We start from the raw sequence: 16,869 nt of genomic DNA on the forward strand, positions 1-16,869 counted from the left end.
CGTCCTGCTCCTCCCCTCTCCGGTAGGGAGGGGTCGGGGGTGGGTGGGTGTGCGGAGTGGGCGGGGGCGGCCGCGGGCCGGGGGGGGCGGGCGGGCGCGGGGGGGGGGGGGGGGGGGGGGGGGGGGGGGGGGGGGGGGGGGGGGGGCGCGGCCCCCCCCCCCCCCCCGCCCCGGGGGGGGGGGGGGGGGGGGGGCCCGCCCCTGTACTGGGTTTGCGAGCGGGACGTTCGTTGATGCGTCCCCCTCTCCCCGACCCTCTCCCCGGGGGGGAGAGGGAGAAGAAGTGACTTCCTCTACGCCGGGATTCTCTGCCTCATATTGCTGTGCGACCTCGACCTGCTCCGCGCTCGGCGGCGCTGCCTTGAGCTCCGTGGGCTCGTCCACGCGCAACGCGGGTGCCTCCTCCGCCGATACGTCAGCTTCGGCATCGGTCTCGATCACGACCAGCGCCGCGCCGATCGACACCTGGTCGCCGACTTCGCCCGCGAGCTCGACGACGATTCCAGAGACGGGTGATTCCATCTCGACCGTCGCCTTGTCGGTCATCATGTCGGCGACCTGCTGGTCCTCCTCGACGCGTTCGCCGACCTTTACGTGCCAGGCGACGATTTCGGCTTCGGAAATGCCTTCGCCGATGTCGGGGAGCTTGAAGGTAAAGCGTGCCATTATGCGTCCTTCATAATCTTCTTGAGCGCCTCGCCGATCCGGACCGGACCCGGGAAATACGCCCATTCAAGGCTGTGCGGATAAGGCGTGTCGAACCCGGTGACGCGCTCGATCGGGGCTTCGAGGTGATAGAAGCAGCGCTCCTGCACCTGCGCCGACAGTTCCGCGCCGAACCCGCTGGTCCGCGTCGCCTCGTGGATGATCATGCACCGTCCGGTCTTCTCGACCGATGCCGCGATCGTTTCGATGTCGAGCGGCACCAACGTGCGCAGGTCGATCACCTCGGCATCGACGCCCGCTTCGGCGATCACCGCGAGCGCGACGTGGACCATCGTGCCGTAAGCGAGGATCGTCAGCGCTTCGCCGGGCCGCACGACCTTCGCCTTGCCCAGCTCGATCTTGTAATAGCCGGTCGGGACCTCGCCCGCGGGATGCTGCGACCAGTTTTGCGTGGGCTTGTCCCAATGGCCGTCGAACGGGCCGTTGTAGATTCGCTTGGGCTCGAAGAAGATCGTCGGATCATTGTCCTCGATCGCCGCGATCAGCAGGCCCTTGGCGTCATAGGGGGTCGAGGGGATCACCGTCTTCACGCCCGAGATGTGCGTAAAGATTCCCTCGGGGCTCTGGCTGTGCGTCTGCCCGCCGAAGATGCCGCCGCCGAACGGCGAGCGCACCGTGATCGGCGCGGTGAATTCCCCCGCCGAGCGATAGCGCAACCGTGCCGCCTCGCTGACCAATTGGTCGAGCGCGGGGTAGATGTAATCGGCGAACTGGATCTCGGGGACAGGGCGCAGGCCGTAGGCGCCCATGCCGACCGCGACGCCGATGATGCCGCATTCGGTGATCGGCGTGTCGAACACGCGGGTCTTGCCGTATTTGCTCTGGAGCCCGGCGGTCGCGCGGAACACGCCACCGAAATAGCCGACATCCTCGCCCATCACGACGATGTCGGGGTCGCGGTCCATCATCACGTCCATGGCGGAGTTGATCGCCTGGATCATGTTCATGCGAGTCGAATCGGTCATGCTGCTGCACCCGCCGCGACTGCGGCTCTAAAAACCTTCTTCGTGGCTTTGTGGCTTTGTGCGAGAAATTTTGACTCGCACGAAGACACAAAGCCACGAAGAGAGAAGGAGGACATGGTGGCTGCGCCGCTATGATGCGCACCCATCACTTGCGCGCCCATGGGCGCCCGCTGGCGGTTTCCTCGGCGATCATTTGCGCCTGCTGTTCCTTGAGATGCCACGGCATCTCCTCGAACACGCCGTCGAACAGTGAATCGAGCGGCTGGTGGAGACCGTGGCCGAGCACGCCGTTCGCTTCGGCCTGCTTCTGCGCGGCCTTGACCATTTCGGCCAACTCCTTGTCCTGCGCGGCGTGGCGTTCCTCGTCCCATTCGCCGAGCGCGATCAGATGTGCCTTCAACCGCGCGATCGGGTCGCCGAGCGGCCAGGCAGTCGGCTCGCCCGCCGAGCGATATTGCCCCGGATCGTCCGAGGTCGAATGGCCTTCGGCGCGATAGGTGAAATGCTCGATCAGCGTCGGCCCCTGGTTGGTCCGCGCACGCTCCGCTGCCCAGGCGGTCGCGGCATAGACCGCGAGCGCATCGTTACCGTCGACGCGCAGGCCCGCGATGCCGTAGCCGACCGCGCGCGCCGCGAAGGTCGTCGATTCCGCACCCGCAAAGCCTGAGAAGGACGAGATCGCCCACTGGTTGTTGACGACGTTGAAGATCACCGGCGCGCGGTAGACGCTCGCGAAGGTGCACGCCGAGTGGAAGTCGCCCTCGGCGGTCGAACCCTCGCCGCACCAGGTCGCCGCGATCCGCGTGTCGCCCTTGGCGGCGCTCGCCATCGCCCAGCCGACCGCTTGCGGATATTGCGTGGTGAGGTTGCCCGAGATCGAGAAGAACCCCGCCTCCTTGACCGAATACATGATCGGCAACTGCTTGCCCTGCAACCGATCCGCGCTGTTCGAATAGATCTGGTTCATCATGTCGACCATCGACCAGTTGCGCGCGATCAGCAGGCCCTGCTGGCGATAGGACGGGAAGCACATGTCCTCGTAATCGAGCGCATAGGCCGCCGCGACCGCGACCGCTTCCTCGCCGGTGCACTTCATGTAGAAGCTTGTCTTGCCCTGCCGCTGCGCGCGGAACATGCGTTCGTCAAACGCCCGGACCTGCGCCATGCTGCGCAACATCGCGCGCAACATGTCGGGGGTGAGGCGCGGGTTCCACGGTCCGACGGCCTGGTTGTCCTCGTCGAGCACGCGGACGAGCTGGTACGCCAGATCGGTAAAGCTCTGCGCGTTGTCGGTGATCTCGGGGCGGCGGGTTTCGCCGGCGGCGGGGATCGGGACCTGGGTAAAATCGACCGCGTCGCCGGGCCGGAACTTGGGTTCGGGCACATACAGCGAGAGCGGCGGCAGGTTCTTCTTCAGATGGGCCGGGACCGGGTCGCGCGCCATATTCTCTCCAAGCGTTGCCTCTCTGGCCAACAGCCAGCGGGCAGATTCGTTCTATGCGCGGCGTTGTTATAAAATTTCGCGGCGCTTGGCGAGGGGGTGTGCGCGTGGGGGAGAAAATTCCACGATGGTCTGAGCGGTTGGAGTGTCGTGCTGCGATATTGACGACCTTCCCCGGCGAAGGCCGGGGCCCAGTAGCGAGCCGTTGAACGGAGAGTGTTTCCCTCTGTTACATCAACCTTCGCTACTGGGCCCCGGCCTTCGCCGGGGAAGTGATTCTCAGAGATACCTCTGGTGAGAAGCAGTCTTACGAACGCGGACGCCGCGGTGCGCCACCGGCCGGACGCAGCGTCGGACGCGGTGCGTGACGCACCGGTGCAGGCCCGTTCGCGCGACGCGGTGCGCGTTCGGCCTGTTCGGGGCCGCCCTGGACCGCCTCGAACTGGACCGCGCCTTCGGCTTCCTGGCCTTCGGTGCGCTTGACCGCGGACATGAACTTGCTCGCGATCGCGCTCGGCACCTGGAACATCGTCTCGTTCGCGGCGATGCGGATCGCACCGACCTCATTCTTGGTGATGTGCCCGCGACGGCAGATCAGCGGCAGGATCCAGCGCGGATCGGCGTTCTGGCGACGGCCGATGTCCATGCGGAACCAGACGACGTCGTCGAAGCCATCGCGATGATGCTCCTTGCCCGCTTCGCGCGACGACCCGGCACTGCCGCTCGCCTCGATCATTTCCTCAGGCGCAGGCATCCGTGCGCGATAGCTGCGCACCAGCGCGGCGGCGACCTCCTCGGGAGTCTTCTTCTCGAGAAGCTGCGCACCCAATGCGCGATCGTCCTCGTCGATCTCGACGTCTTCCATCAGCATCGTCATCAGGCGCGACTTGTCGGCTTGGCGGATGTCGTCGACGGTCGGCGCGTTCATCCATTCGACCGCGATCCGCGCGCCGCGCAGCATCATCTCGACGCGGCGCTTGCGCTGATACGGCACGATCAGGATTGCGGTGCCCTTCTTGCCCGCACGACCGGTACGGCCCGAGCGATGCTGGAGCGTCTCGGCATCGCGCGGCAGCTCGACGTGGACAACGAGGCTAAGCGACGGCAGATCGAGCCCGCGCGCGGCGACGTCGGTCGCGACGCAGACCCGCGCGCGTTTGTCCCGCAAAGCCTGCATCGCGCTGTTGCGCTCATTCTGGCTATGCTCGCCCGACAGTGCGACTGCGGCGAACCCGCGCTCGATCAGCCCGGCGTGAAGATGGCGGACGTTGTCGCGCGTCGCGCAGAACAGGATCGCGGTCTCGGCTTCGTGGAGGCGCAGCAGGTTGACGACGGCGTTCTCGATATCCGCGGGCGCGACGGTGACCGCCTGATAGCTGATGTCGCCGTGACCACGGTCCTCGCCGACGGTCGAGATGCGCAGCGCATCCTTCTGGTAGCGCTTCGCCAGCGCGACGATCGACTTGGGCATCGTCGCCGAGAAGAGCAGCGTGCGCCGCCCCTCAGGCGAGGCGTCGAGGATCAGCTCGAGATCCTCGCGGAAGCCCATGTCGAGCATCTCGTCGGCTTCGTCGAGGATGACCGCCTTGATGTTGGACAGGTCGAGCGCGCCGCGCTCGATGTGATCGCGCAGGCGCCCCGGCGTACCGACGACGATATGCGCGCCGTGGCTCAGCGAGCGCCGCTCACGGCTGGCGTCCATGCCGCCGACGCAGGTCGAGATGCGTGCGCCGGCCTTGGCGTAGAGCCATTCAAGCTCGCGGCTGACCTGCAGCGCGAGCTCGCGTGTCGGCGCAATCGCGAGCGCGAGTGGTGCGCGGGGCGGCGGCAGGCGCCCTTCGTCCTCGGTGAGCAACTGGGGGGCGATCGCGAGGCCGAAGGCGACGGTCTTGCCCGACCCGGTCTGCGCGGACACGATCAGATCGCGGCCCTCGGCCTGCGGCTCGATAACCGACGCCTGGACTGGGGTGGGGGCGGCATAGCCACGGGCGGAGAGCGCTTCGGCAAGAAGCGTGGGGAGATGTGTAAAGGGCATGGTATTCCGAATATGGGGGCGGCGGAGGCGCGCGCCAGAGCGGCTCCCTAGCACGGGCGTGGGCAAAATGCACGGGGGGTGTGGAAAAGGGGTTTTCTTGGGGTTTGGCGGCGGCGTGATGCGGCGGGCGGATTGTTTTGGGAGGGCATGCCGCGATACGGAGAGCGACCCACCCCCGGCCCCTCCCTTCCAGGGAGGGGAGTCAGGTTGGCGCCTTCTTGCTTCCCTGCCGGAAGGACAAGGAGTCAGGTCGACTCCTTCTTCCTCCCCTCCCTGGAAGGGAGGGGTTCGGGGTGGGTTGACCCGAGGCGGTCGCCAACCTTGATCAGGATGGCTTCGGCGACACCGTCAGGGTTGGCGAGGACGTCCGAATTCCAGAAGCGAAGGACCGACCAGCCAAGGTTCTCGAGGCATTCGGTGCGTTCGGCGTCATGCACCGACTCGATATGCTGGCTGCCGTCGAACTCAACCGCCAGTCGAACGCTGCGACAGGCGAGATCGACGATGTAGCGACCGACCACCAATTGCCGGGTGAATCTCGGGCGGTAGGAGCGTAGGCGAAGCCAGATCAGGCGCTCAGCCTCGGTGGCGTTGGTTCGCAAGTCGCGGGCGCGCTCTGTCATCAGGGGCGAGACGCGCGGCATTTCGCGAGACTGGCGGTGTGAGATACGGACGGCAACCCACCCCCAACCCCTCCCTTCCAGGGAGGGGAGTAGAACCTCTCCGCGCGTGCCTCCCCTCCCTGGAAGGGAGGGGGCGGGGGTGGGTCGGCCCGAGGCGGCGGCGGCCCTCGCCTAGACCGCCATCCCCGCCGCCCAGCCGCTCGCCCAGGCCCATTGGAAGTTGTACCCGCCGAGCCACCCGGTCACGTCGACCGCTTCGCCGATCGCATACAACCCCGGCACCTTGCGCGACTCCATCGTCTGCGACGACAGTTCGGCGGTCGAGATGCCCCCGGCGGTCACTTCGGCCTTGGCAAAGCCCTCGGTCCCGTTGGGCGTAAACCGCCAGTCCGCGAGCTGTCGCGCGGCGGCGTCGATCGCCTTGTCGGTCGACGCGCCCATCTCGCCCTCGACGCCGAGCCGGTCGGCGAGCGTTTCCGCCAGCCGCCCGGGTAAGTGATTCGACAAGGCCGACGCCAGCGTCACCCGCGGCCGCGCATGTTTTGCGGCCACCAGCCAGCCGGGCTTGAGCGCAGGCAGGAAATCGATCCCGACCGGCTCACCGTGCCGCCAGTAAGACGACACCTGCAAAATCGCAGGGCCGCTAAGCCCCTTATGCGTGAACAGCGCCGCCTCGCGGAAATGCGTCTTGCCGACCTTGGCGACCACCTCGGCGGCAACCCCGGAGAGCGAGCGGAATAACGTCTCCTCGCCGCCCAGCGTGAACGGCACCAGCGCGGGACGCGGCTCGACGATCTTCATTCCGAACCGCCGCCCGAGATCGTATGCGAAGCCGGTCGCACCCATTTGCGGGATCGAAGGACCGCCGGTCGCGATCACCAATGCCGGCGCGGTGGCGGTGCGCTGGCCGAAGCTGACGCGATACTGGCCATCGGCATGGTCCACATCCCGCACCGCGCCGCCGAGCGCGATCTCCACCCCGCCTGCATCGCACTCGTCCTGGAGCATCGCGACGATCTGCTTCGCCGAGCCATCACAGAACAATTGCCCGAGCGTCTTTTCGTGCCACGCGATCCCGTAACGGTCGACCAGCGCGATGAAGTCGGCGGCGGTGTAACGCCCCAGCGCGGACTTGGCGAAATGCTTGTTGGCGGAGATGTAGCGGTCGGCGGCGGTGTTCACGTTGGTGAAATTGCACCGCCCGCCGCCCGAGATCAGGATCTTCTTGCCCGCCTGGTCGGCATGGTCGATCAGCAGCACGCGCCGCCCGCGCTGGCCCGCGACGGCAGCGGTCATGAGGCCGGCGGCGCCCGCGCCGAGGATGATCGCGTCATAGGAATTGGAGGTCATCCGCTCGCCTTAGAGCGATGGCCGGGCAAACAGAAATGTTTCGTGGTTGGGGGGGTGACACCCCCTCCCCCCTGTAGCGCTTCCCCGGCGAAGGCCGGGGCCCAGGAGCGAAGGTCGCGGTAACGATGCGCAGAGGCCCGCAACTTAGCGCCCTCGACTGGGCCCCGGCCTTCGCCGGGGAAGCGCAGAAGGGGTGGTAGCGCACGACAGCTAGTCCGCCAGTCGCGTCTCGACCCGCAAATCGCCCATGAGCGTCCGGTGGACCGGGCACTTGTCCGCGATTCCCAGCATTCGCTCGCGCTGCGCGGGCGTAAGATCGCCTCCCAGCGTCACCACCCGCTCGATCACCTCGATTTGCGCGCACTTGCCCGCCGCCGCCGCGCAATCGTCGGCGTGGCGGCGGTCGTGATGAAGCGTCACCTCGACGCCATCCAGCGGAATGCCTTCGCGCTCCGCGACCAGCCGCAGCGTCATCGCGGTGCAACTTCCCAGCGCGGCGAGCAACAGATCGTAGGGCGTCGGCCCGAGATCGCTTCCGCCGTTCGCGACCGGCTCGTCCGCGAGCAGGCTGTGCCCTGCCGATTCGACGATCTGGACGAACCGCGCTTCGGTCGAAGTGACTCGGACATGCCCCTCGGGCACCGCATCGACCGGCATCGCCGCGCCGAGGAACGGCTGGACCCAGGCGGCGATGATTTGCGCGACATAGCTGGCCTGATCGGCATCGGTCAGCAGATGATCCGCACCATCCAGCGCGACGAAGCTCTTGGGGTGCTTCGCCGCCTCGAAGATCGCGCGCGCATTCTCGACCGAGACGGTCGCGTCGGTCGCCGAATGCAGCACGAGCAGCGCGCGCTTCAATCGCGCAAGCCGGTCGGCCTGGTCCTGTCCCTCGACCGAGGCGAGGAACGCGCGCCCGATCCGGAACGGCCGGCCACCGATCGACACATCGCGCGGTTCATCCTCCCCATCGTCGGCACCCTTGATGAGATGGAGCACGTGGCGTGGATCGAACGGCGCGGCGATCGTCACCACCGCGCGCGCCGATTCGATCCGTTCCGCCGCAGCGATCACCGCCGCGCCGCCGAGCGAATGACCGATCAGGATCGCGGGCACGCCGACGTCGCCCGACAGGAATTCAGCGGCGGCGACCAGATCGTCGACGTTCGCGCTGAAGTGGCTATCGGCGAACGCGCCCTCGCTCGCGCCGAGCCCGGTGAAATCGAACCGCAGCGTCGCGATCCCCTGTTCGGCGAGCGCGAGGCTGACGCGGCGCGCGGCATGGCTTTGCGCGGTGCAGGTGAAGCAATGCGCGAACAAGGCGACCGCACGGATCCGCCCCGGCGGGAGATCCAGCGCGCCCGCGAGCTGATGCCCCTGCGCATTGGGGAAGGTCACATCGCGCTTCATTACCGTCTCCGTCTCAGATCGCCGCAACGCGCCCTGAAACGCGCAGCAGATGCGCGCAAGCGCCGCGCGCTAGAGCGACCGTCCGATCAGCTCCTTCATGATCTCGTTCGTCCCCCCGAAGATCCGCGTCACGCGCGCCGCGCGCCATGCCCGTGCGATCGGATATTCGTTCATATAGCCCGCCCCGCCGTGAAGCTGGAGGCAGGCGTCCATCACTTCCCATTGCAGATCGGTGTGCCACAGCTTGGCGGCGGCGCCTTCCTCGTTGGTCAGTTCGCCCTTCAGATGCCGCGTGATCGCCCAGTCGAGATGCGCCCAGCCGACCTGCAATTTCGCTTTCAGGTCCGCCAGCACGAAGCGCGTGTTCTGGAAATCGAACACCATTCCCGCAAAGGCCTTGCGCGTCTTGGTGAACTCGACCGTCTCGTCGAACGCCTTTTGCGCCGACGCGTGGACCGAGACCGCGATCGACAGGCGCTCCTGCGGCAACTGGCTCATCAAATAGATGAAGCCCTTGCCCTCTTCGCCGAGGCAATTGGTCATCGGCACGCGGACGTCCTCGAAGAACAATTCGGACGTGTCGGCGGCGTCCTGCCCGATCTTGTCGAGCTTGCGCCCCTTGCTGAACCCTTCGCGGTCGCTTTCGACCAGGATGATCGACATGCCCTTCCACGCGGGCTTGGCATCGGGATCGGTCTTGGCGACGACCAAAGTCAGATCGGTGTTCTGGCCGTTGGTGATGTAAGTCTTCGAGCCGTTGATGACATAGTGATTGCCATCCTTCTTGGCGGTCGTGCGGATCGCCTGGAGGTCGGATCCAGTGCCCGGCTCGGTCATCGCGATCGCGGTGATCACGTCGCCCGAGACGAGTTTGGGGAGCCACTGCGCCTTCTGCTCTTCCGATCCATAGGTTTCGAGATAGCCGCAGACGATGTCTGACTGGAGCGAGAAGCCCGCGGGCACGCCGTTATACGCCATCTCCTCGTCGACGATCGCGTTATACCCGAAGTCGAGCCCGAGCCCGCCGTACGCCTCGGGCACGGTCGGGCAGAGCATCCCGATCTCGCCCGCTTTGCGCCAGAATTCCTTGGGGACGAGCCGCTCTTCTTCCCAGCGGTTGACGTGGGGAACACCTTCCTTCTGCAGGAAGCTCCGCACCGTCTGGCGGAACGCCTCGTGATCCTCGGTATACGCGAAGCGGCCAGCGACGGAGTCGAGCGTCATCAGATCAGTCCTCTCTTGCAACCTTCTTTTGTCCGGGTGTGCGGCGGGTTTCCGCGAACGTCAACGACTATCGCGACAGCCCGCGCTCGACACGCCCGGACTCGGGGGTATGCTAGGCAAAAATCGTAGGAGAGTTCATGAAACTGGCAAGCCTCAAGTCCGGCCGTGACGGTGCCCTCGTCGTCGTGTCGAACGATCTCGCCTGGTATGCCGACGCCAGCCACATCGCGCCGACGCTCCAGGCCGCGCTCGACGACTGGGACCGGCTCGCGCCCGATCTCGAAAATCTCAGCATTGATCTGGAGCATGAGATGATCCCGATGCGGCGCTTCCACGAACATGCCGCCGCGTCGCCGCTGCCGCGCGCGTATCAATGGGCGGATGGCTCTGCCTATGTGAACCACGTCGCCTTGGTGCGGCAGGCGCGCTCGGCCGAAATGCCCGAAAGCTTCTGGCATGATCCGTTGATGTATCAGGGCGGATCGGACGGGTTCCTGGGCCCGCGCGACGCGATTCCGCTCGCCGACGAAAGCTGGGGCTGCGATTTCGAGGGCGAAGTGGTCGTCGTGACCGGCGACGTGCCGCAAGGCGCGAGCCGCGAGGAAGCGCTGGCCGCCGTGCGGCTGATCGGGCTGACCAACGACGTGTCGCTGCGCAACCTGATCCCGGGGGAACTCGGTAAGGGGTTCGGCTTCTTCCAGTCGAAGCCTGCGAGCGCTTTCTCGCCGGTGTTCGTTACCCCTGAGTCGCTCGGCGACTGGTGGCAGGACGGCAAGCTTCACCGCACGCTGATGATCGATCTCAACGGCCAGCCGTTCGGGCGAGTCGCGGCGGGCGAAGACATGACCTTCGATTTCGGCACGCTGATCGCGCACGCGGCCAAGACGCGCGCTCTGGGCGCAGGGACGATCGTCGGATCGGGCACCGTGTCCAACCGGGACGCGGACGGCGGCCCAGGCAAGCCGATCGCGGACGGCGGGGTCGGTTATGCATGTCTCGCCGAAGTACGGACGGTCGAGACGATCCTCGCTGGCGGGGCGAAGACGCCGTTCCTCAAGGCGGGCGACACGGTGCGAATCTGGGCGGAGGACGACAAGCGGCATCCGATCTTCGGGGTGATCGAACAAACGGTGGGCTGAGGGCGGCTTTTTACAGCGCGTTCGTCCCAATCTTGCACTCCCCGACGAAGGCCGGGGCCCAGTCGAGGGCGGTAGGTTGTCTGGCGCTGGGCCTCGCTGACCTCGACCTTCGCTACTGGGCCCCGGCCCTCGCCGGGGAAGCGCTGAGAAGGTGCTGGAGGAAGCGCCGCGTTGGTTTCGTGGGGGACGACTCTCTCGGCATTCTATCCGGAGGTGATCGAACAGACAATGAAACGAGGCCGTCTTTCCCGCAGTGTCTCTACAAAGCCCTTCCCCGGCGAAGGCCGGGGCCCAGTCGCGCAGGTTGCTGTTATCGAAGCACAGCGCACGACGACAAACCGCCCTCTCCTGGGCCCCGGCCTCCGCCGGGGAAGCGCCTTGAAAGAGAACCGTCGGGAGGCGTCTGACGCGCGGGGTATTTGGCATGCATCCACCAAGCTCGGCATGCGACGCCAAACCCTTCCCATAACCCCCGGCAAACGCTAACCGCTCAGCATGAACGCACCGCTTCCCAAGGCCTGGGTCATGGCCATCGCTCCCTATGTTCCGGGTCGCTCGACCACGGATGGCGATGCCCCCGTCATCAAGCTCTCGTCGAACGAGAATCCGCTCGGCACCAGCGCGCAGGCGGTCTCCGCCTTCTCGCGCCATGCGGGCGATCTCGCGCGCTATCCCGACGCGGGCGCGATCGCGCTGCGTGAGGCGATTGCGGCGCATCACGATCTCGACCCCGCGCGCGTCATCTATGGCACCGGGTCGGACGAAGTGCTCCACCTGATCGCGGGCGCCTATGCCGGACCCGGCGACGAAGTCATCCAGGTCCGCTACGGTTTCGCGGTCTATGAGATCGCCACCCGCCGCGTCGGTGCGACGCTGGTGATCGCGCCGGACACGGACCACGCGACCGACGTCGACGCGATCCTCGCCTGCGTCACCGATCGCACCCGGATCGTGTTCGTCGCCAATCCCAACAACCCGACCGGCACCTTCGCGCGCAAGGACGAGATCGCGCGGCTCCACGCCGCGCTCCCGCCGCACGTGATGCTCGTGCTCGACCAGGCCTATGCCGAATATCTCGCCCCCGAGGATGACGACGGCGGGCTGGAGCTTGCGCGCACCCAGGCGAACGTGATCGTCACGCGGACCTTCTCCAAGATCCACGGGCTTGCCGCGGAACGGATCGGCTGGGGCTATGGCTCGGAAGAAGCGATCGCCGCGATGCACCGGATCCGCGCGCCGTTCTGCTGCACCACCGCAGGACAAGAGGCGGCGATCGCGGCGCTCGGCGCGGCCGATTTCATCGCCCAGTCGCGCGAGCACAATCGGGTCTGGCGCGCGTGGTTCGCCAAGGAAATGGCCAAGCTCGGCAATGCGGGGCTGCGCCCCGTGCCGAGCGAGGCGAATTTCGTGCTCGTCCTGTTCGAAGGCGCGGTCACCGCGGAGACCGCCTATAAGGCGTTGCTCGAGCGCGGCTATATCGTCCGCTGGTTGCCCGGGCAGGGTCTGGCGAACGGGCTGCGGATGACGATCGGCACCGAAGCCGAGACGCGCGGCCTGGCCGAGGCGCTGCGCGAGATCGTCGCCGGCTGATGCGCCCGCGCCTCCGCGCTCTCGCCTTCGACGTGTTCGGCACCGTCGTCGATTGGCGAACCAGCGTGGCGCGCGAGGCGGCGGCGTTCTTTGCGAAGGTCGGCGTGACCGGGATCGACCCGCACGCCTTCGCGGACGCGTGGCGCGCGCTTTACCAGCCGGCGATGGAGGAATGCCGGTCGGGGCGGCGGCCTTATACCCGGCTCGACGTGCTCAACCGCGAGACGCTCGACACGCTGCTGGCGACGCATGGGGTGGTGGCGGACCCGGCGTCCGTCGCATTTTTCGCAATGGCGTGGCGGCGGCTCGATCCGTGGCCCGATGGGGTCGCAGGGCTAACCCGGTTGCGCGCGCGCGTGCCGATCGTCACGCTGTCGAACGGCAATCTCGCCTTGATGATGCACCTCGCGCGGTTCGGTGGGTTGCCGTGGGATGCGATCCTCGGGGCCGAAGCGACCGGGATCTACAAGCCGTTGCCGGCCGCCTATCTCGAGACTGCGGACATTCTCGGCATCGCACCTGGAGACCTGTGCCTTGTCGCGGCGCATCACAGCGACCTGGCGGCGGCGCGTGCGTGCGGGTTGCAGACCGCTTATGTCGATCGCCCGCTGGAACTGGGCGGTGCGCCCAAGCCCGACCGCAAGGCCGCGCAGGATTGGGATTATGCGGCGGGGTCGCTCATCGAACTGGCGGATGTGCTGGAGCCCGTCCTTTCCTGAAGAACTACATATGTGTGAGACCCTGGATTCCGGCTTTCGCCGGAAAGCAGCAGCGACCGATCAGGCCGGCAGCATTTCCTTGAGCGGCACGCCCGCATCCGCCAGCAACGCCGGATCCACCACCGCGCGGCCCAGCACCAAAGCGCGACCCTGGACGTAATCGCGTGTCGCATTGACGCAATCGAGCGCGATCACCCTGCCCCCGCGCAGATAGACGACCGAGAAACTCCGCGTCGCCGGATCGCCGCGCAGCACCGTCGCATCATAGCCCGTCGACAGCCCGACGGTCTGGAGCTTCAAATCATATTGGTTCGACCAGAACCACGGCACCGCATCATAGGGCACCTCTTCCCCGGCGAGCAGCCGCGCGACGGTGGTCGCCTGGTCGTTCGCATTCTGCACCGATTCCAGCCGGATCACCGCATCGTCGGCAAAGCCGTTGGCATGCGCCGCACAATCGCCGATCGCGAACACATCGGGGAGCGACGTGCGGCACAACGGATCGACCATCACGCCATTGCCGCCAGCGGCCCCCGCGTCGAGCAGCGGTCCGACCGCGGGAACGATCCCGATCCCCACCACCACCATCTCGCCCGGCAGCACGGTGCCATCCCCCAGTCGCACGCCGCACGCCGCGCCGTCGCGTTCCTCGATACAGGCGACCGTAACGCCGGTGTGCACGTCGACCCCGTGCGCACGATGCTCGGCTTCGTAAAAGTCCGACAGCGCCGGCCCCGCGACGCGCGCGAGCACGCGGGGTGCCGCCTCCAGCACCGTGACATGCTTGCCAAGCTTGGTCAGCACCGCCGCCGCTTCCAGCCCGATATAACCGCCGCCGACGACGATCACCCGCGAGACGGCGGGCAGTTCGGCGATCATCCGGTCGACGTCCGCGCGGGTCCGCACCCCGTGGACCCCGCGCAGATCGTGCCCCGAGCAACTCAGCCGTCGCGGCGCCCCGCCCGTCGCCCAGATCAGTGTGCGATAGCCGATCGTTTCGCCGTCTGCGGTCGTGACGCTGTGCGCGACCGGATCGACCGAGACGACGCTGCGCCCGGGGAGCAAGGTGACGTCGCGGTCGGCCCAGAAGATCGCAGGACGGATCAGGATGCGCTCGAACGGCTTGTCCCCGGCGAGGTAATCCTTGGACAGCGGCGGGCGTTCGTACGGCAGTTCGGGCTCGTCGCCGAGCAGCGCGATCGTTCCCTCGACCTTGCGCTGGCGCAGCGCGATCGCCGCCTGCGCACCACCATGCCCCGCGCCTACGATCAGAACGTCGAACGAAACGGGGGCATCGGTCATGGCAGGGTACTCGTTCAGGCGGAGGGCGGGTGGGCGAAGAAGGGGGGACGGGGGACGTCATGCCTGCCCCCCTGCGTACGATCAATCCGGCGGCGCGCGGCCGGTCCAGAATTCGCCCTGCAAATGCCGATACCGCCCGCAATGCAAGTTACGGTGATAGCCGATTGTCTTCTGATCCATTGCTGATACAGGTCGGAAATAAGAAGAAAAACGCAGGGGAGCGCGCGATTTTCTCGCAAAGTGATGCCGCAATGTCGGCAATAGCGTACGAGCCCATTTCGTCGGCCCACCGACGCGGCCGCATGGGGAATGAAGGGCGCGCATGACGCCGTCCTTCCACGCGCCCGGCCGACCGATCATCATGCGTGCAGGGTGGAGGATGGCGTCATCGCCTAGTTTCCGTCATCTTGGGCGCGCGGCGTGAAACGCCCCGCAGACCTTGCACTCCCGAACAGGCCGAGCGCGCTCAGGTTCGTGGCGCTTGCCGTACTCGGCCCGCTATTGCTGGCGATCACGGCGGCTTGGCTCAGCAATGGCTATACCGTCAGCGAACGCTTGCGGGAGCAAACGCTCCAGGCGTTCGACCGGCGCGTTGTGGTCGCAACATTGATCCCGCGCATGACCGACGCCGAATCGGCGCAGCGCGGGTTCATCATCACCGGCAGCGACCGGTTCCTGACCGATTATGCGCCGGCCCGCCGCGACGTGTTCGCGACTTTTGACTCGCTCGAGCGCGACCTTGCGAATGAACCTGCGCAACTCGCCCGGCTGATCGCGCTCAGGGATCTCGCGCATCGCAAATTCGCCGAAATGGACTCGATGATCGCGCAGCGGCGGGCAAACGGTAGCGCCGCCGTAGCGCGACAGGTGGCGGCGGGCGCGGGGCGCGATCTGATGGAGCGGATGCGCGCCGTTTCTGCCGATTTCGTCCAGTCGGCAGAGGATTCGCGCGACGAACGCGCCGCGGCGTTTCGCGACGACTTGCGGCAGGACGAAACGACGGTTTGGGTCGGGATCATCGCCCTCGGGTTGCTCGGCTGCGTGACGGGGTTCGCCTTCTGGCGGCAGAGCGTGGCGCGCTACCAGGCGCGGCTGCAAGCCTATGCGATCGCGGAACGCAACCGCACGATCCTCGACAGCACGATCGATGCGATGGCGATCATCAACCCGGACGGGCGGATCGAGACGATCAACCGCACCGCCTCCGCGATGCTGGGGTATCCGGCGGAGGAACTGGTCGGGCAGGATGTCGGCAAGGTGGCGCATGCCCCGTTCGATGTCAGCCAATTTCACGCGCGGATCGGCCTGGTCGACGGACGGATCCGGCAGCCGTATCGCATGGGCCGCACGCTGGTCCACCGCGACGGGCATGAGATCACGGTCGACGTCGCGCTGGGGGTGATCGATCTGCCCGAGGGATATTATGTCGTCGTCGCCGCGCGCGACGTGTCCGAACGCAAGCGCGTCGAACGGATGAAGGACGTGCTGATCTCGACGATCAGCCACGAATTGCGGACGCCGCTGACGTCGGTCGTCGGTGCGCTCGGGCTGTTGCGCGGCGGGGCAGTCGGCCCCCTGCCCGAGCCCGCGGCCCGGCTGATCGAGATTGCCGAGAACAATTCGCGCCGGTTGATCCGCCTGATCAACGACATGCTCGACATCGACCGCATTCAGTCGGGAACGCTGTCGCTCAACCGCGTTCCGATCGACCTGCGCAGCGTGGTCGATCGGGCGACGGTCGGGAGCCAGGGCCTCGCGGCGGTGGAATCGGTACACGTCGCATCCAGCCTGCCCGACGCCGCGGTCCCCGTGCTCGGCGATGCGGATCGATTGTTGCAGGTCGTCACCAATCTCGTCTCCAACGCGGTTCGCGCGACGCCGACGGGGGGCGTGGTAACGATCGGGCTGAGCACGAATATCGCGAACGCGAGCGCGCTGGTCACGGTAGACGACGAGGGACCGGGCGTTCCGATCGGGTTCCGCGACCGCATCTTCGGCCGGTTCGAGCGCGCGGACGGGGAGCGTGGCGTGGGGACCGGCCTCGGGCTCGCGATCTCACGCGAGATCATCGCGCGGCATGACGGCCGGATCTGGTTCGAGGACCGCCCCGGTGGCGGTTCGCGATTCGGCTTTGCGCTGGATCTCGATCCCGATTCCGATCCCAAACACAGTGTTGGGTGATTGCTGGATCCGTCGCCCGGTACGGACGTTTGATGACCGAGGATGACGTCGGCATGGCATGTACGCGCGGGTCTTTGGTGTTCACGACGGGCGGCCATGCTGCTTCGACCGTGACACCGCGCCCTGCGCGGTCCGCCCCGATGTCCTTCGAAATGCGCGATCGG

The 16,869-nt window shown here is 66.8% G+C and carries 13 protein-coding genes; 4 read left to right on the top strand and 9 right to left on the bottom strand.

All coding sequences use genetic code 11. From position 1 onward, the window contains the following. The 8 genes from ABIC17_RS14365 to ABIC17_RS14400 form a co-directional block, all read right to left on the bottom strand. Positions 1-666, bottom strand: a 666-nt coding sequence (locus tag ABIC17_RS14365; RefSeq protein ID WP_354282853.1) for a biotin/lipoyl-containing protein, incomplete at its 3' end; no start/stop codon positions are given. Next, on the bottom strand, positions 666-1,673 hold the full coding sequence (locus ABIC17_RS14370; protein WP_010162350.1) for an alpha-ketoacid dehydrogenase subunit beta: 1,008 nt from the start codon (positions 1,671-1,673) through the stop codon (positions 666-668). The genes ABIC17_RS14370 and ABIC17_RS14365, both read right to left, overlap by 1 nt. 163 nt (positions 1,674-1,836) lie before the next feature. Further along, the gene (locus tag ABIC17_RS14375; RefSeq protein ID WP_354282855.1) at positions 1,837-3,135 is read right to left on the bottom strand and encodes a thiamine pyrophosphate-dependent enzyme; all 1,299 of its coding nucleotides are present in this window, start codon (positions 3,133-3,135) and stop codon (positions 1,837-1,839) included. A gap of 304 nt (positions 3,136-3,439) precedes the next feature. Further along, entirely contained in the window at positions 3,440-5,167 is a 1,728-nt protein-coding gene (locus ABIC17_RS14380; protein ID WP_354282857.1) for a DEAD/DEAH box helicase, read from the bottom strand. 245 nt (positions 5,168-5,412) lie between these two features. After that, positions 5,413-5,811 (bottom strand): endonuclease domain-containing protein, encoded by a 399-nt coding sequence (locus tag ABIC17_RS14385; protein WP_354282859.1) that lies wholly within the window; start codon positions 5,809-5,811, stop codon positions 5,413-5,415. 150 nt (positions 5,812-5,961) lie between these two features. Next, positions 5,962-7,140, bottom strand: a complete 1,179-nt coding sequence (locus ABIC17_RS14390) for a BaiN/RdsA family NAD(P)/FAD-dependent oxidoreductase (protein WP_354282861.1) — start codon at positions 7,138-7,140, stop codon at positions 5,962-5,964. Positions 7,141-7,350: 210 nt separating this feature from the next. Next, positions 7,351-8,550 carry a bifunctional alpha/beta hydrolase/OsmC family protein gene (locus ABIC17_RS14395; RefSeq protein WP_354282863.1) on the bottom strand — a complete coding sequence of 400 codons (1,200 nt, stop codon included), beginning with the start codon at positions 8,548-8,550 and terminating at the stop codon, positions 7,351-7,353. Positions 8,551-8,619: 69 nt separating this feature from the next. Continuing rightward, positions 8,620-9,774, bottom strand: coding sequence for an acyl-CoA dehydrogenase family protein (locus ABIC17_RS14400; RefSeq protein WP_354282865.1), 1,155 nt, complete (start codon positions 9,772-9,774; stop codon positions 8,620-8,622). Between the two features lie 137 nt (positions 9,775-9,911). On the opposite strand from ABIC17_RS14400, the gene ABIC17_RS14405 reads away from it, so the two are divergent. The 3 genes from ABIC17_RS14405 to ABIC17_RS14415 all read left to right on the top strand — a co-directional run bounded on the left by ABIC17_RS14405 (position 9,912) and on the right by ABIC17_RS14415 (position 13,222). Further along, entirely contained in the window at positions 9,912-10,913 is a 1,002-nt protein-coding gene (locus ABIC17_RS14405) for a fumarylacetoacetate hydrolase family protein (protein ID WP_354282867.1), read from the top strand. A gap of 495 nt (positions 10,914-11,408) precedes the next feature. Beyond that, positions 11,409-12,503: a histidinol-phosphate transaminase gene (gene hisC / locus ABIC17_RS14410; protein WP_354282869.1), complete on the top strand. Its 1,095-nt coding sequence runs from the start codon at positions 11,409-11,411 to the stop codon at positions 12,501-12,503. After that, positions 12,503-13,222 (top strand): haloacid dehalogenase type II, encoded by a 720-nt coding sequence (locus ABIC17_RS14415; protein ID WP_354282871.1) that lies wholly within the window; start codon positions 12,503-12,505, stop codon positions 13,220-13,222. Before hisC ends, ABIC17_RS14415 begins: the two co-directional genes overlap by 1 nt. Positions 13,223-13,282: 60 nt before the next feature. On the opposite strand, the gene ABIC17_RS14420 is transcribed toward ABIC17_RS14415, so the two are convergent. Continuing rightward, complete coding sequence (locus tag ABIC17_RS14420) at positions 13,283-14,524, bottom strand: NAD(P)/FAD-dependent oxidoreductase (protein WP_354282873.1); 1,242 nt, start codon at positions 14,522-14,524, stop codon at positions 13,283-13,285. Between the two features lie 474 nt (positions 14,525-14,998). Here ABIC17_RS14420 and ABIC17_RS14425 point away from each other — a divergent pair, with 474 nt between their 5' ends. Next, on the top strand, positions 14,999-16,705 hold the full coding sequence (locus ABIC17_RS14425; protein WP_354282875.1) for a sensor histidine kinase: 1,707 nt from the start codon (positions 14,999-15,001) through the stop codon (positions 16,703-16,705). Positions 16,706-16,869: the final 164 nt, after the last annotated feature.

The organism is Sphingomonas sp. PvP056, from assembly GCF_040549155.1.
Taxonomy (GTDB): domain Bacteria; phylum Pseudomonadota; class Alphaproteobacteria; order Sphingomonadales; family Sphingomonadaceae; genus Sphingomonas.

Bases quoted from the DNA above. Each gene is read 5' to 3' on its own strand.
- ABIC17_RS14370 (WP_010162350.1), bottom strand. From the start codon at position 1,673: ATGAACATGATCCAGGCGATCAACTCCGCCATGGACGTGATGATGGAC.
- ABIC17_RS14375 (WP_354282855.1), bottom strand. From the start codon at position 3,135: ATGGCGCGCGACCCGGTCCCGGCCCATCTGAAGAAGAACCTGCCGCCG.
- ABIC17_RS14380 (WP_354282857.1), bottom strand. From the start codon at position 5,167: ATGCCCTTTACACATCTCCCCACGCTTCTTGCCGAAGCGCTCTCCGCC.
- ABIC17_RS14385 (WP_354282859.1), bottom strand. From the start codon at position 5,811: ATGCCGCGCGTCTCGCCCCTGATGACAGAGCGCGCCCGCGACTTGCGA.
- ABIC17_RS14390 (WP_354282861.1), bottom strand. From the start codon at position 7,140: ATGACCTCCAATTCCTATGACGCGATCATCCTCGGCGCGGGCGCCGCC.
- ABIC17_RS14395 (WP_354282863.1), bottom strand. From the start codon at position 8,550: ATGAAGCGCGATGTGACCTTCCCCAATGCGCAGGGGCATCAGCTCGCG.
- ABIC17_RS14400 (WP_354282865.1), bottom strand. From the start codon at position 9,774: ATGACGCTCGACTCCGTCGCTGGCCGCTTCGCGTATACCGAGGATCAC.
- ABIC17_RS14405 (WP_354282867.1), top strand. From the start codon at position 9,912: ATGAAACTGGCAAGCCTCAAGTCCGGCCGTGACGGTGCCCTCGTCGTC.
- hisC (WP_354282869.1), top strand. From the start codon at position 11,409: ATGAACGCACCGCTTCCCAAGGCCTGGGTCATGGCCATCGCTCCCTAT.
- ABIC17_RS14415 (WP_354282871.1), top strand. From the start codon at position 12,503: ATGCGCCCGCGCCTCCGCGCTCTCGCCTTCGACGTGTTCGGCACCGTC.
- ABIC17_RS14420 (WP_354282873.1), bottom strand. From the start codon at position 14,524: ATGACCGATGCCCCCGTTTCGTTCGACGTTCTGATCGTAGGCGCGGGG.